The 14,732-nt window shown below is 69.3% G+C and carries 11 protein-coding genes; all 11 read left to right on the forward strand.

Going from position 1 to position 14,732, the window contains the following annotated elements; all coding sequences use genetic code 11:
• The 11 genes from KGQ19_RS27255 (at position 1) to KGQ19_RS27305 (ending at position 13,899) form a co-directional block, all read left to right on the forward strand.
• On the forward strand, positions 1-1,185 hold the full coding sequence (locus tag KGQ19_RS27255) for a condensation domain-containing protein (RefSeq protein ID WP_212013635.1): 1,185 nt from the start codon (positions 1-3) through the stop codon (positions 1,183-1,185).
• 18 nt (positions 1,186-1,203) lie between these two features.
• Entirely contained in the window at positions 1,204-2,379 is a 1,176-nt protein-coding gene (locus KGQ19_RS27260; RefSeq protein WP_212013637.1) for a condensation domain-containing protein, read from the forward strand.
• 91 nt (positions 2,380-2,470) lie between these two features.
• Positions 2,471-3,958 (forward strand): APC family permease, encoded by a 1,488-nt coding sequence (locus tag KGQ19_RS27265; protein ID WP_212013639.1) that lies wholly within the window; start codon positions 2,471-2,473, stop codon positions 3,956-3,958.
• Between the two features lie 68 nt (positions 3,959-4,026).
• Positions 4,027-4,473, forward strand: a complete 447-nt coding sequence (locus tag KGQ19_RS27270; RefSeq protein ID WP_212013640.1) for a hypothetical protein — start codon at positions 4,027-4,029, stop codon at positions 4,471-4,473.
• A 23-nt stretch (positions 4,474-4,496) separates the two neighbouring features.
• Positions 4,497-5,831 (forward strand): crotonyl-CoA carboxylase/reductase, encoded by a 1,335-nt coding sequence (gene ccrA, locus KGQ19_RS27275; RefSeq protein WP_212013654.1) that lies wholly within the window; start codon positions 4,497-4,499, stop codon positions 5,829-5,831.
• A gap of 44 nt (positions 5,832-5,875) precedes the next feature.
• Positions 5,876-9,703, forward strand: a complete 3,828-nt coding sequence (locus KGQ19_RS27280; RefSeq protein ID WP_212013656.1) for an amino acid adenylation domain-containing protein — start codon at positions 5,876-5,878, stop codon at positions 9,701-9,703.
• A gap of 3 nt (positions 9,704-9,706) precedes the next feature.
• Positions 9,707-10,354 (forward strand): thioesterase II family protein, encoded by a 648-nt coding sequence (locus KGQ19_RS27285; protein ID WP_212013658.1) that lies wholly within the window; start codon positions 9,707-9,709, stop codon positions 10,352-10,354.
• Positions 10,351-10,590, forward strand: coding sequence for an MbtH family protein (locus KGQ19_RS27290; RefSeq protein WP_212013671.1), 240 nt, complete (start codon positions 10,351-10,353; stop codon positions 10,588-10,590). The genes KGQ19_RS27285 and KGQ19_RS27290 overlap by 4 nt, the downstream gene beginning before the upstream one ends.
• Positions 10,587-12,101: an argininosuccinate lyase gene (gene argH / locus KGQ19_RS27295; protein ID WP_212013678.1), complete on the forward strand. Its 1,515-nt coding sequence runs from the start codon at positions 10,587-10,589 to the stop codon at positions 12,099-12,101. Before KGQ19_RS27290 ends, argH begins: the two co-directional genes overlap by 4 nt.
• On the forward strand, positions 12,098-13,318 hold the full coding sequence (locus tag KGQ19_RS27300; RefSeq protein WP_212013680.1) for an argininosuccinate synthase: 1,221 nt from the start codon (positions 12,098-12,100) through the stop codon (positions 13,316-13,318). The genes argH and KGQ19_RS27300 overlap by 4 nt, the downstream gene beginning before the upstream one ends.
• Positions 13,318-13,899: a formyltransferase family protein gene (locus KGQ19_RS27305; protein WP_212013682.1), complete on the forward strand. Its 582-nt coding sequence runs from the start codon at positions 13,318-13,320 to the stop codon at positions 13,897-13,899. The genes KGQ19_RS27300 and KGQ19_RS27305 overlap by 1 nt, the downstream gene beginning before the upstream one ends.
• The last annotated feature ends 833 nt before the right edge of the window (positions 13,900-14,732 follow it).

Raw genomic sequence — 14,732 nt, forward strand, 5'->3', positions numbered from 1 at the left:
ATGGCTCAGAACCGTGTGGCCACCCCGGAAGAAGTGCTGATGCTCCGTCAGGCGTCGGAGAACCACAACCTCAACGCGGGAATGATGGGGTGGTACGTAGCGGTCCCCCCGGACGTGGAACTCGACGGCCTCGCAGCCGCGATCTCCACGGCCATCGCCGGATCCGAGGAGTTCTCGGTGCGGTTCGAGGGGGACCCGCGGGATCTCCGCCGGGTGGTCGGGCCGAAGCCGGTGTTGGAGCTGCTCGCGCTGGACGAGCTGTCGGATGCGGAGCTCAGTGCTCTGGCCCGCCACGTCGCCGGTCAGACGCTCGACGCCTTCTCCGGCCCGTCGATCAACGCGGTGCTGATGCGGAACGGCCGGGCCGCGTGGCTGGCCGTGGGGATCAACCACCTGCTCATCGACGGCGACGGCTTCGAGCTGTTCTTGTCGCGGGTAGAGGCCGCCTACAGCGAAGCGCTGCACTCGCAGACGCCGGCGAAGGAACTCCTCTGGGCTACCGAGGCCGATCACGGCCGGTACAACGGTTCTCGCGGTCCGCTGCCCTTCGCGGAGCACTTCCGCGTGGGCGATGACGAGCTGGGCATCGCGGTATCGGACCTCGACCAGATCGCGCGGATCTGCGGCGGCTCCCGGTTCACTGTGACGCTCGCCTTCTGGGCTGACGTGGTGTGCCGGGCGACGAACCGGGGCAGCCTGCGCATGGCGGTGCCGCTGGCGACCATCGACGTCAGCGAGGACGTGCCGGACGTCGGCAACTGGTCGTGGATTCCGACGCTCGAGCTGAAGCAGGCCGGTTCGGTGCGCGAGCGCGTGCAGGCAGCGAAGGGAAGTCTCGCGGAAGCCTTCAGCCGCTACGAGTCAAGCGCTGGCGAACTGGCCCGCGAGATGGACACCACGCTCGGCGACGTCGAGTTCGCCTGGTTCATCGACATGCCCACCCTCAAGCTCGGCGGGTTGGAACTGGCGTCGGAGCAGATCAGTCCCACGTCCTTGAAAGCGCCTCTCATGTCCTGGGCGGAGCTGGACGGCGACATCCTCACCTTCCGTTGCTTCGTCCCGGACCCGGCCGGCCGCGCCGACGCGGTCAGCCGAGCGAGTCTCAGCGCCGCGGCGGCGGGTGCCTGGAAGGACTGGCAGGCTGTGCTCGGACAGGGAGCGGGCCGCGCCGGAGCCGGTGTCTGATCCCCGATGGAATCACCGATGACTGATGCGCAGCGCATGCTTGCCATCTCGACCGTGAGAACTCCCCATCGAGCAGATCTGTCGACGCTGACGATCCTGAGGCTGTCCGAGCCGGTATCGCTCCGGCACGTCACGCAGGCCATCGCGGTGTTCGCCAACGATTCCCTGTACGCGCGGTATCACGTGCGCCGAAGCGAGCGGTCGGAACTGCTCCAGTCGTTCGCCGAGCGGACTGCCAAGACCGTTGCCGACTGGTACATCGCCGACCCGGACGTACCGCTCTCCACCTCGCATCCGACCGTCGATGAGGTCATGAAGTGCCCGTGGGACCTCGATGCCCGGCCGCTCATCCGCTTCGTCCTGCGGGTGCGCGACGGAGCGGTCCTGGAGATCGCGGTGGTCCTGCACCACCTGCTCGGCGACGGCGCGAGCCATCTCAGGATCATGAGAAACGTGGGTTCCTGGCTCGTCGGCGACGGTCGCGATCTCGATGTCGATCGGTATCTGGCCGCGGTCGAGCAGACCCTGGCCGCTGAACGACTGGCCCGGTCCAAGGACCAGGACTACTGGACCGATCGCATCGAGGCGTGGAAACCAGGCCGGGCCGACCCGCTGAAGGAAGCGTTCCCGGAGTCGGATGCGGAGACCGGCGGCGTGAGAGCCCGTGCGCTGCTCCCGCTGGCGCAGGTGTCCGGCGTACCTCGCGCTCCAAGGATCGGCGAGCTGGTCCATGACGTGTACCGCGCCCTGGCGGCGCAGCGGATCAGCGGAATCCTCGTCTGGATCGCGGCGTCCACCCGTTCCCGTGGTGCCGATACCGAACCGGACTTCGGCTACTTCGTCAGCATGCTGCCGATGCTGCCGTCGGATCCCGAGGCCGTCGCGGGCGATCCCCTGTGGGCCGATGACATACGCCGACGTTTCCTGTCGCCGGAGGACATCAGGCAGACGCTGTGGGATGCGGACGCGCAGTGGGGAGAGCTGTATCTGACGTACCGAAAGAGCGTCGCTCAGAACTCGGTGCACCCGATCGGCTCTGGTTCCGCCACGTTCGATCTCCTTCAGCCCTACCACGCGCCGCTCGGGCACGGTTCCATCCGCTACGCGCAGATCGGTGCCGAGCTCGATCTGCAGGTCGACGGCGACGTCGGAAGCAGCATCTTCCCGCAGCTGGTTGCCCGGTTCGAGCAGTGACCCGGCACCGGCACCGGCACCGGCGTCCGGCAGCTCGGTGCGGGCGCCTCGTCGGTGGCTCCACCAAAGTCTCAAGGAGGTGAGTCCGACCATGTCCGAGATCACCACCCCGACCGCGCCGCGGGTCGACGCCGACGGCCAGGGCCTGGTCCGCAGCACCGACTGGAAGGGCGCCTTCGCCATCGGTCTGGCCGGCACGATCCTGGTCACCGGGATCGACCCGGCCGCGGTCCAAGCCCTCGGGGCCGCGGCGATCCCGCTGATCGCCGTGCTCACCGCGACCGGCGTCGTGCTGTGCCTGATGCTCGCCGAACTCGCCGCGATGATGCCGCACCGTACCGGCGGTCTGCCGTCCTACGCCTACGAGACGTACAAACCGCTCGGCCGGCGCACGGCCGCGCACGCCGGCGGCCTGTCCGCCTGGGCCTACTGGCTCGGCTGGTTCCCGGTCGCCCCGATCAACATGATCCTGGCCGCGGCCTACCTGGTCGACATCTTCCATCTGCCCGTCGGGCACCGGTTGCAGGTCTTCGGCTCCATCGGCTCCCCGGTCGGGCTGACCACGCTGATCGTGGCCGTCCTGGGGATCCTGCTGATGTTCGTGCCCTGCTATCTGGGCATCAAGTTCGGCGCCGGTTTCGCCGCCGTGCTGGGCGTGGCCTCGATGGTGCCGCTGACCCTGTTCATCCTGCTCCCGCTGGCCCGGCCCTCGAAGTTCCACCTCGCCGCGGTCGCCGGGTTCCACCTGCCGGCCGGCGTGCACGCGAGCTTCGGGCTGTTCGTCGCCTGGGCCTTCGTGATGACCTGGTCCGTCCTGGCGATGGAGGCCGCGGCGTGCTACATCGGCGAGTGCCGCGAACCGACGCGGGATGCGAAGATCGCGATGTCGGTCGAGGGCGGCTACGGCCTGTTCACCTTCGTGTTCACCGCGGTGGTGATCGTCGGCGTGGTCGGGGTGACGGCGAACGTGGACCCGTTGACCGTCTACACGCAGGTCGTGTCCGAGATCTTCGGCAGCCACGCCGAGGCCGTGCAGTACGTGCTCGGCATCCCGCTGATCATCGCGCTCACGCTGTCCGTGCTCAACGCGATCGCCGGTTCGGCCCGCTCGCTCTACCAAGTCGCGCACGACGGCATGCTTCCGCGGTGGTTCATGAAGGTGAACCGCCACGGCACGCCGGCCCGGGCGATGGCGTTCAACGCGGCCGCCTCGATCGTCGTGCTCTTCTTCGGCTCGCCGGTGCGTATCTACGTGTTCTCCAACATGGGGTATCTGTCCTCGATCGCGGTGGCGCTGTTCGGCTACTTCCTGCACCGGCACTACCGCCCCGAGCTTGCGCGCCCGGTGCGCCTGCCGAGCGGGGCGAAGTGGGTCGCGCTGGCCCTGGCCCTCGCCTTCGCCTTCATCTGGGCCTACGGCGGCTGGCAGAGCCCGAGGCTGGTCGTGGGCGAGGACAACGAGCGGCTGTTCTTCCTGGGCCTGGCGGTCTTGCTGGCCTACCTGCCGCTCTACTGGTGGCGCAGGTATTCGGACGGCAAACGCGCGGGCGCCGAACCCCCAGAACGGAATGGGGTCTGACCATGCAGGGGAGTCCCGTCCTTTCTGTGTTCCGCCGTCGTGCGCCACGCCGCACCGGTCAGGAACCGGTGCCGAGCACAGTGCTGCTGGTCGTCCCGCAGGAATCTGCCGGGCCCTCGCCCGGCGCGCTGGCTCGTACCACCGAGGCGGCCGGCGCCGGCCCGGTCACGGTGATGACCGTGCTGCGTGTTCACGGCAGCGCCCTCGGCGTCCCGCATCCCGGTCTGCTGCCGACCGCCGCCGAGCGCGAGCGCGGCCTGGCCTCTGTCGGCGCCGCGCTCGCGGCGCTGCGGGCCAGAAGAGTCCAGGCCCACGGCGAGATCGTCGTCACCCGCGCCGAAGCCCGCGCCATCTCCCGGACCGCGCGCGCCGTCGGCGCCACGACGGTGGTTCTCGACCTTCCTCGAACGCGTGGTGCCCGGCGGCTGGTGGAGGGCGACCTCGCCGCCCGGGTGCGCCGCCGGTTGCGGGAGGAGGTGCTCGTCGACTCCGGACCGGCCGGACCGTTCCAGTAACGATCTTGAGTGGAGGAACACGAATGGACACCGTGACGGACACACTGATGGACGCGCTCCTGGAGGGGGCGAAGCCCGACCAGATCGCCGAGCTGCCGCTGCCGGACAGCTGTACCGCCGCCTGTCTGCACCGAGAAGACGAGGGGTTGTTCTCCGCGCACGAGGCGGAACCCGACATCACGCGGTCGATCCACATCGAGCAGGTGCCGGTACCGACCCTCGCCCCGGACGAGGTGCTGGTCGCCGTGTTCGCGAGCGCGATCAACTACAACACCGTCTGGTCGGCGATGTTCCGGCCCGCGTCGACCTTCAGCTTTCTGGACCACCAGGCGCGGACGTCGGACTGGGCCGCCCGGCACGCCACCGACCGGCAGGTCATCGGATCGGACGCGGCCGGAGTGATCGTCCGCAAGGGCGATTCGGTGCGGCACTGGGAACTCGGCGACAAGGTCGTGGTCTCGGCCGTCTACACCGACGAACAGCAGCCCGAGGCGCACTGGGACGGCATGCTGGCCTCGAACCAGCTGGCCTGGGGCTTCGAGACCAACTTCGGCGGCCTGGCGCACTACGCCGTGGTGAAGAGCACGGCGTTGTTGCCGAAGGCGCCGCACCTGTCGTGGGAGGAGGCGGCGGCCAACACGCTGTGCGGGATGACGGCGTACCGCATGCTCGTCAGTTCGCGGGGGGCGGCGATGAAGCAGGGCGACATCGTCCTCATCTGGGGCGCCTCCGGCGGGCTGGGCGGCTATGCGGTGCAGCTGGTCAAGAACGGCGGCGGCATCGCGGTCGGCGTCGTGGGGTCCGAGGCCAAACGGGACCTGGCCACGCGGCTCGGATGCGACGCGGTGATCAACCGGCAGGAGTTGGAGGGCGGCTTCGCCGGGGTCGCGGCCTGGCGCGAGCTCGGCCGGCAGATCCGCGGGCACGTCGGCGAGGATCCGCACATCGTCTTCGAGCACACGGGACAGGACACCTTCGGCGCCTCGGTGTACGTCGCCCGCCGTGGCGGAACGATCATCACCTGCGGTTCGAGCACCGGATACGAGCACACCTTCGACAACCGGTTCCTGTGGATGAAGATCAAGCGGATCATCGGCAGCCACGGTGCCAACTATCAGGAAGCCTCCGAGTTCAACCGGCTCGTGGCCATGGGGCACATCGTCCCGACGTTGTCCACCGTCTACCCCCTGGCCGAAGCCGCCGACGCCGCGCGGTCGGTCCAGCTCAACCAGCACACCGGGAAGGTCGGCGTCCTGTGCATGGCCCCCGAGGAGCAGCTCGGGATCGAGGACCGCGCCCTGCGCGACCAGATCGGGGAGGAACGGCTGCGACTGTTCCGCGATTTCTCAGGATCCTGACAGCGGCGCACGCGATTCACCCATCTGGAGAAATGGGGACAGGTATGACACCACTGTTCACCGCCGCGCAGGACGACTTGCGCAGGCGTGTGCGCGCGTTGCTCACCCGCCCGGACAGCCAGGCCGAACTGCGCGAGGTGGCCGGTGGCCCGGGCGCCGAAGGGCCGGAGGGGCACCCCTGGCGGCTGTGGCGGCAGCTCGGTGCCCGGGGCTGGCTCGCGCCGCACTGGCCGGTCCGCTACGGCGGCCTCGGCCTGAGCTGGGTCGACGCGGGCATCGTGACCGAGGAACTGATTCTGCACGGCGTGTCCGACACCCCGATCATCAACGGCGTCTTCAACTTCGGCGAGGCCGTGCGCGTCGCCGGAACGCCCCGTCAGAAGCAGCGGTATCTGCCGCGGATCGCCTCCGGACACATCATGGCCAGTGCGCTGCTGTCAGAGCCCGGCTCGGGTTCGGACTTGGCGTCGTTGGCGTGCGCCGCCACCCCGAGCGCCGACGGCTGGGTGCTGACCGGCACCAAGATCTGGAACGCCAAAGCCCACATCGCCGAGGTGGCGCTGTGCGCGGCGCGTACCTCGGGCGAGAGCGGCTATGCGGGCATCAGCCTGTTCACCGTTCCGCTGCGCGGCCCTGGGGTGACGATCACCGCGCTCGACACCACCAGCGCCGAGACCCTGTACAGAATCGAGTTCGACGGGCTCCGGCTCGACCCGGACCAGCTCGTCGGCACCGCCGGCGAGGCCTGGCCGCCGCTGGTCTCGATCCTCACCCTGGAACGCGCCGGACTCGGCTACCACGCTCGCGCTCGACGGTGGCTCAGTGCTCTGGCAGAACGGCTGCGACGGGCCGACGACGACGTCGCGGCGGAGCTTCGTCCCCGGGTGGCGGCCCTGGCGCGGCGCACCGCCGTCGGGTCCGAACTCGCCTGGCAGGCCGTCCGCGAACTCGACGAAGGAGCGGACGTCGCGCTCGCCTCGGCCACCGCCAAATGGTTCAACACCGAGCTCGGCGCGGACATCGTCGACCTCGCCCAGGAACACGACCTCGGCCTGGCCGGCGACGACGCGGCCAGCCGGGCGCTGGACTACGCCCGGGGCGAGGCGCTGGGCCTCACCCTCGCGGCCGGCACGTCGGAGATGATGCTCTCGATCATCCAGGGGGACCTGCGCGGCGCGCTCGCCGAGCCCGCCGCGGACCCCGATCTCCCGCGGTCGCCGCTGGAATCGGCCGTGCGCGCCGGACAGAGCGGCCAGCCGTCTCCCGACCTGGGCAGTGTCCTGATACGGGCTCTGGCTCCGCAGCGCGCGGCCCGTCAGCACCCTGTGTTAGTCGCGGCGGCTGCCGAGGAACTTCGCAGTCCTGAACATCCGGGACCGCTGGAGGTCACCGAGTCGGACGGCGGCTGGTCGGTCAGCGGCCGTCGGTGGGCGTACGGCGCGGCCGGCGTCGAGGATCACGTCGACTTGCTGGTCCCGATCCGCCAGGCGGGCCGGGACATCGTCGCCCTGGTGGACGGGACGCGAAAGGGCGTCCGGATCACCCCTGCCCGTCCGACGAACCGCGGGGAACGACTCGCGGTACTGCGCGTCGACCTGGATGACGTCACGGTCACCGAGGCTGATATCTGTGGGCCGGGCTCCTACCCCGCCGCACTGGCCGAGGCGCGGCTCGCGGCCGCGGGCTATCTGCTGGGCAGCAGCTGGGCACTGCTTCGCGCCGCCCTGGACCGCGCAGAGGACCGACGGCAGTTCGGCCGCCCGATCTCGGCCAACCAGGCGGTGGGGCATCCGCTCGCCGCGGCGTATACGCGGTTGCGGGGTGCGATTCTGTTTGCCCGGCGGGCTGCCGCCGCGCCGGACAGCACGGCGGCGGCGCAAGCGTTCGTCATGGCAGCCGAAAGCTCGGCGGAGATCGTACGCCTGGCGACGCGGGTCCACGGCGCCTCCGGACTGTTGCGCGAAGGGCCCGCCCAGACTGTCGCGGAGCAGGTGGTCTACCCGGCTGTCGCGCTGGGATCGCTCACCGCCGTGCGCGCCGAGGTGGCCGCCGCCTGCGCCGCGGCGGCGTTCGCATATCCGGCAGAACCGGCGGTCGCGCAAGAGGCGCCGGAGAATGAGTTGACTGACTTCGCAGTTCCGGAGCAGTTCGTCCCGGAGCACCGGCTGGTCGAGGCACAGGTCCAGCGCACCCCGGAGGCGATCGCGCTGGTGTGCGCGGGCGAGACGATGACGTACGCCGCGCTGAACGCCCGGGCCAACCAGGTCGCGCGCCTCCTGGTCGCGCAGGGCGTCGGGCCCGAGATTCCGGTCGGGGTGTGTCTGGAACGCGGCCCGGACCAGATCATCGCGGTGCTGGGTGTGCTCAAGGCGGGCGGCGCCTACGTCCCGCTGGATCCCGCGACTCCGCCGTCCCGGTTGCGCGACATGATCGACGACGCCGATCCGGCCGTGCTGGTCACCCAGGAATGGATGACCGAGTGGCTTCCCGACGATCGGCTGGTGCTGTGTCTGGACACGGACGCGGAACTGCTCACCCAGAACGACACCGACCTTCCCGGCCAGACCCATCCGGACGGCCTGATGTACATCATGTACACGTCCGGTTCGAGCGGCCGGCCCAAGGGCGTGATGGTGACGCACGGCGGTATCGGCCAGCGCATCTCCTGGGACCGGGAGAGCTTCCCGCTCACCGCGGACGACGCCGTCCTGCAGTTCACCTCGCTCGGCTTCGACCCCGCCGTCTGGGAGATCTTCGCCGCGCTCACCAGCGGCGCCCGCCTGGTCCTGATCCCGGCCGGCGCCCACGTCGATCCCCGCAAGGTCGTCGACATCATGCGGGACGAGCGGGTCAGCGCGTTGTTCGGCGTGCCCTCGCAGCTGGAGCTGCTGATCGAGCAGCGGCCCGGCCTGCTGGACTGCCCGTCGCTGCGGTACGTGTTCAGCGGCGGCGACGCGATGACGCCGGCGTTGGTCGCGTCCTTCGCCATCGAGGACGCGCCGGAGCTGTACAACATGTACGGCCCGACCGAGCTCTCGATCGACGCGACCGCGTGGCGCGCCGAGCCGGTCAGCCACACCGTGCCCATCGGGCACCCGTTGCCGTATGTATCAGCGTACGTAGGCCATCCCGGGTGGGAGAAGGTCGCGGACGGCGAGGTCGGCGAGCTGTGGGCCGGCGGTGCGGGACTGGCGCGCGGCTACGTGGCGCGCGCGGCCGAGACCGCTTCGGCGTTCCGGCCGGGTCCGGTCGGCTCGCCGCCGGGCTCCCGGGTCTATCGCACGGGAGACCTGGTGCTGCGCCGGGACGACGGCATCCTGGAGTTCCACGGACGCAACGACCGCCAGGTGAAGGTGCGCGGCTACCGGATCGAACCCGCCGAGGTCGAGGCCGCGCTGCTGGAACTGCCGCGGATCTCGCAGGCGGCGGTCGTCGCCGTGGACGACCGCCTGGTCGCGTTCGTCGTCGCGACGGAGGGCACCGACCCGGCGGGGGTGCGCCGGCGCCTGGCCGAGCGCGTCCCCAAACACCTGGTCCCGGGCCGGATCGTGCCGGTCGAGGCGTTGAGCCGGAACCCTTCGGGCAAGATCGACTATGCGGCGTTGCGGGAGCGCGCGCGGGGGTCGGCTCCGCCGCCGACGGCCGCTGTCTGCGACAGTCCCGACGCGCTGCGCGTCCTGTATGCCAAGGTCCTCGGCCTCGCCGAGGTCGCCGACGACGAGGAGTTCTTCGCGCTGGGAGGCGATTCGCTCAGCGCGGCCCGTCTGGTCATCCAGGCCACCCGCGATCTCGGCCTGCCGCTGACGCTGGAGATGCTGCTCGGCACGCCGACGGTCGCGGACTTGGCTACTGCGCTGTACCAGGGGAAGTGAGCGATGGCAGCCGTCCGATCGCGCCTGCTCTGTTTCCCTCCTGCGGGCGGGTACGCCGCGCCGTACCGCGCCTGGCAAGGGGAGCTGCCCGCGGGCGTCGAGGTGGTCCCGATCGATCTGGAAGAGGGGCTCCCCGACGTCGGTACCCTGCTCGCCGCCTTGTTGCCCAAGGCCATCGAGGCCGCGGACCGGCCGGTCGCGCTGTTCGGGCACAGCTTCGGAGCGCTGATCGGCTACGAGCTGGCACAGGACCTGCGGGACAGAGGCCTGCCCCTGACGCGGCTGTTCGTCTCGGGCTGTCCGGCTCCGCGGCTGGCCCGCGCCCGGCGGCTGCCGGTGCCGGCCGATGCTCCCGACCCGGAGCGGCTGCGCTTCTGGTTCGCGTTCGCCGACGGCTACCAGTACGAACCGCGAAAGCCCCTGGACTGCCCGATCTCGGCACTGGGCGGCCTGCGCGATCCCCTGGTCCAGCCGGCGGAACTGCGGGCTTGGGAGGAGCGGACCACCAGCGGATTCCGGCTGCGGATGCTGCCGGGTTCGCACGATCTGCTGCGCGAGAGCGGCACCTACGTTCTGCGGGCGATCACAGCAGACCTCGACCACGATCCGAACCATGATCCGAACCACGATCCGAACGCGGGTGAGGCATGACAAAGGACACACAGCTCTGGACCGTCGTGGTCAACCTCGAGGAACAGTATTCGATCTGGCCGGACCGCGAGGAGATCCCCGCCGGCTGGCGCGGTGCCGGCGTCGCCGGCACGGAGGCCGAATGCCTCGATCACATCGGCCGGGTCTGGACCGACATGCGGCCGCTGTCGCTCCGTCGCTGGATGGAACGGCGCGCCGCGACTTCCGCTACTGAGAAATGGGGTGACGGCATTTGAGCGAGAAGCTCTGGGGTGGGCGATTCGCATCGGACATCACCGATGACGTGCTGAAGTACACCGAGACGGTCTCGGTCGACCATCGCATGCTCGAATTCGACATGTGGCAGAACATCGCGCACGTCCTCATGCTGGGCGCGCAGGGAATCAACGACGACGCGGACACCCGCGTCCTGCTCTCCGGGCTCCTGGCCATGGAGGAGCAGCGTACGGCGGATGGTCTGACACTGGACGTCCGCCACGAGGACGTGCATCTCAACACCGAACAGATGCTCATCTCCCGGGTCGGTGAGGTGGGCGGTCGCATGCACACGGCCCGGTCGCGCAACGACCAGGTGCAGACCGATGCCCGCATGGTCACCAGATCCTGGATCCTGGACGCGGTGCGGGAGCTGGCCGGGTTCGCCGCCGAGCTGTTCGGGTGCCCGGCCGAGGAACTCCAGACGGTGATCCCGGGCTACACCCACAGCCAGGCGGCACAGCCGATCTCGGTGGCGTTCTGGAAGGCCGCGCACGCCAACGCGTTGCTGCGGGACGCCGACCGGCTGGTCGAGGCGTGGAAACGGGTCAACGTCAGTCCCCTGGGCACCTGTGCGCTGGCCGGAACGACCTTCGACCTCGACCGCCGTTACCCCGCCAGGCTGCTCGGCTTCGACGGCGTGCTCCCCAACGCCCTGGACGCGACCTCGACGCGGGACTGGACGGTGGAGGTCGCGGCCGCGGCGGCTTCGGGCGCCGCCAACATCTCCCGCATGCAGGAGGAGATCGTGACGTGGAGCTCCAACGAGTACGCGCTGGTGCAGGTCCACGACTCGTTCGCCACCGGCAGCTCGATCATGCCGCAGAAGAAGAATCCGGTGGTGGCCGAGCTCGCCCGGGGCAAGAGCGGCCGCGTGATCGGCGCGCTGGTCCAGCTGCTGGTCATGGAGAAGTCGGTCGGGCTCGGCTACAGCTGTGATCTGCAGGAGGACAAACCCTTCTACTGGGCCGGAATCGACACCTATCTGGAGACGATCCGCCTGTGCCGCCAACAGAATCTACGGACCGGGTTCGACGGTGTCCGCGGCGAGGCTCTGTGCTGGGACAACTTCTCCACGGCCACCGAGCTGGCCAACGCCCTCGTCTCCCGGTTCAAGGTGCCCTTCCGCGCGGCACACCGCATCAGCGGGGACGTGGTGGCCACTGTCATGGCCCAGGGCCAGACCTTGCGGAACACCGACCTCGTCTCGCGAACGCTCAAGGACGGGCACGACATCGACCTCGGCGGCGACGAGCTGCGTCAGATTCTCGACCCGCGCAACGCGTTGAACGGCTACCGCTCAGAAGGGGCGACCGGCCCGGCGTCCATGCGAGTGCAGCAGGCGGAGGGCCTGAAGGCGACCGCTGAACGTCTCGCGTGGGCCAAGGAGCGCCGCGCCCGGTTGGACCTGGCCAAGACCGAGACCCTGAAGACAGCCGGCGAGATCGTCAGCCGGCTGGCGCCGGCATCGGAAGCGGAGGTGGCGCGATGAGCATTGTGCTGGCTTACTCGGGGGGACTGGACACCTCGGTGGCGCTGCATTGGCTGCGGGAGAGGTACCAGACCGACGTCATCGCGTACTGCGCCGACGTCGGGCAGGTCGAAGACCTCGACACGGTCGCCGAACGGGCCATGGCCTCCGGGGCCAAGGACGTCATCGTCGAGGACGTCCGGGAACGGTTCCTGACGGATTTCGCGATGCCGGCGATGGCGGCCGGCGCCGCGTACGAAGGCAAGTACCTGCTGGCGGCGCCCCTGTCCCGGCCGTTGATCGCCCAGCGGCTGGTCGAAGTGGCGCGCGAACACGGCGCCGACACCGTGGCCCACGGTGCCACCGGCAAGGGCAACGACCAGGTCAGGTTCTACACCTCGGTGCGGGCTCTGGCACCGGAGCTCCGGGTCAGCGCGCCGGTCATCGACTGGGAGCTGACCTCCCGCCGCAGCGAGGTCGCCTACGCCGAGAAGCACGGCATCGACGTCGGCGCCAGCAAGTCGACCCCGTACAGCATCGACACCAATATCTGGGGAACCAGCATCGAGTGCGGCGATCTGGACCGCATCGACCAGGCACCGCCGGCCGACGCCTGGCAGATCACGGCGTCTGCCCAGGAGGCGCCGGACGAGCGGCTGGTTCTCGAGATCGAGTTCGAGCGGGGCGTTCCCGTCGCGATCGACGGTACTCGGATGGACTTGGTCCCCCTGGTGTCGCAGCTGTCCGGACTGGCGGCGGCGCACGGGGTCGGCCGAACCGAGATCCTCGAGAGCCGCATCGTCGGATTCAAGAGCCGGGGCATTTATGAGAGCCCCGCGGCCACGGTCCTGCACGCGGCGCGAAGCGATCTGGAAGCCCTGGTGCTCGACCGGGAGACATTGCACCACAAGAGGTCTTTCTCCGAGCGCTATGCCGAGCTGGTCTATTACGGCTACTGGTTCAGTGATCTGCGACGCGCCCTGGACGCCTATTGCTCGACTCTCGCGGCGAGGATGACCGGATCGGTCGTCGTCGAGCTCTACAAGGGTGGGATGCGCTGCGTCGGCCGCACGTCGGAGGAATTCGGCAGATACGACCTCGGCCTCGCGGACTACGAGGAGGGCGACACTTTCGACCGCACCGCGGGGGCGGGATTCGCATACTGCTGGGCGCTGCCATTGGTTCCGTCAGGACCCATGGCACCCGGCACGGCTGGTTCTCGGGGGAGGGCACGTTGATGGGTGACATACGCCAGGTCCTGTTCTCATCCGACAGCTCGTCGTGGAGCGCTCACGCGTTCAGCTTCCTGGACAAGAGTTTCGACCGCGTCGACTGGTATCCCTGGGACTACGGCACACCGCACAAGCGGTCGTTCGACGACTGGCCGGGGTGCGACCTGCTGCTGTCGTTCAAAGCCGACCTGATCATTTCAGACCGGATGCTGTCCCGGGTCCGCAGGTACGCGGTGAACATCCACCCGTCGATCCCGGACTACCGAGGAATCGGCGGGTACCGCTACGCCATCGATGAAGGCAGGGAGAGCTTCGGGTCGACATGCCACTTCATCACCGGGCGCGTGGACGCGGGACCGATCATCGAAGTCTCCCGCTTTCCGATGTGCGCGGGGGAGACCGAGCAGAGCCTGAGCGACCGCACCGCCGCCGTGGCGCTTGAGCAGCTCTACCGAGTGGTGACGGCCATCAAGGCAGGCCGCGAACTGGTTCCGGACGACCGGGAACACTGGGGCGAGCGGCTGTACACGCGGGCGGCTCTGGACGCGTACCGGCAGGAACGCCTGGCCGGCGTGACGGGGGCGTAGCCGGCGGTCAGGCGTGGCGGGTCGACCTCCGCACCGGCGCTCGACCCGCCACACCGGCGCCCGTCTTCGCTGCCTCGCCGCGAGTCGGCTGCTCACTCCGACCTGGCTTTCGGCGAAACTAGTGCTGTATCAGGCAACGTCTGCCCGGGGGTTTTCGCGACGTGGTTCGTGGCGTGGTTGGCGACGTGGTTCGCGACGTGGTTGGCGGCGTGCGGGTTGGCGGGCGGGATCCGTTGGTGAGTGGGGTTTGCTGGGGCTGGGGTTTGTGGGTCGGGTTGGGGTTGGGCTGTGGGTTTTAAATGCTTTTTACGCCTTCGGTCATAGTTGTGCCGGTTCGGGGTTCGGGTCGGCGGGTGTGTTTGTCGGCTGCCGGTTTCCGCGTTCACAACCCCGCCGCACCTCAGGCCTCTTCAACTCCAGCAAGTCGGAGCAAGGGCAAGAGCCAGATCAAAGACCAGATCAACAGCAAGATCAACATCAAGATCAAGGGCTGTGATGAAGGGCCGGGCCTCCGGCGGGCCTCGGCAACCTCAGGGAAACTAGCGCGGTTCCCTCGGGTGGCTGGGTCAGGGCTCAGCGGCGGCGGTTTGTGGGGTGGTGCGGTCCGTTCCCCTCGGTCGCGTCGTCAGCCCGGGGGGTACAGCACCGGTGTCCGGGGGTAAAGTCCGCGCGCTTGCGGTTGGGTGTGTGAGCTGCGGTTTCGTATGGCGCGAACTTGACCCCCGGCCACCGGCACTGTAGGCGAAGCCCTGCCGACGCGACCGAGGGGAACGAACCGAAAACCAGCCGGAAGAATAGCAATCGCAAGGAACGAAGACGCAGGTTAGCGATGC

Origin of the sequence: Catenulispora pinistramenti (assembly GCF_018274385.1) — a bacterium.
Lineage (GTDB): Bacteria > Actinomycetota > Actinomycetes > Streptomycetales > Catenulisporaceae > Catenulispora > Catenulispora pinistramenti.

Excerpts from the sequence above, each read along its gene's own strand:
- KGQ19_RS27255 (WP_212013635.1), top strand. The coding sequence starts at position 1 with ATGGCTCAGAACCGTGTGGCCACCCCGGAAGAAGTGCTGATGCTCCGT.
- KGQ19_RS27260 (WP_212013637.1), top strand. The coding sequence starts at position 1,204 with ATGACTGATGCGCAGCGCATGCTTGCCATCTCGACCGTGAGAACTCCC.
- KGQ19_RS27265 (WP_212013639.1), top strand. The coding sequence starts at position 2,471 with ATGTCCGAGATCACCACCCCGACCGCGCCGCGGGTCGACGCCGACGGC.
- ccrA (WP_212013654.1), top strand. The coding sequence starts at position 4,497 with ATGGACACCGTGACGGACACACTGATGGACGCGCTCCTGGAGGGGGCG.
- KGQ19_RS27280 (WP_212013656.1), top strand. The coding sequence starts at position 5,876 with ATGACACCACTGTTCACCGCCGCGCAGGACGACTTGCGCAGGCGTGTG.
- KGQ19_RS27285 (WP_212013658.1), top strand. The coding sequence starts at position 9,707 with ATGGCAGCCGTCCGATCGCGCCTGCTCTGTTTCCCTCCTGCGGGCGGG.
- KGQ19_RS27290 (WP_212013671.1), top strand. The coding sequence starts at position 10,351 with ATGACAAAGGACACACAGCTCTGGACCGTCGTGGTCAACCTCGAGGAA.
- KGQ19_RS27300 (WP_212013680.1), top strand. The coding sequence starts at position 12,098 with ATGAGCATTGTGCTGGCTTACTCGGGGGGACTGGACACCTCGGTGGCG.
- KGQ19_RS27305 (WP_212013682.1), top strand. The coding sequence starts at position 13,318 with ATGGGTGACATACGCCAGGTCCTGTTCTCATCCGACAGCTCGTCGTGG.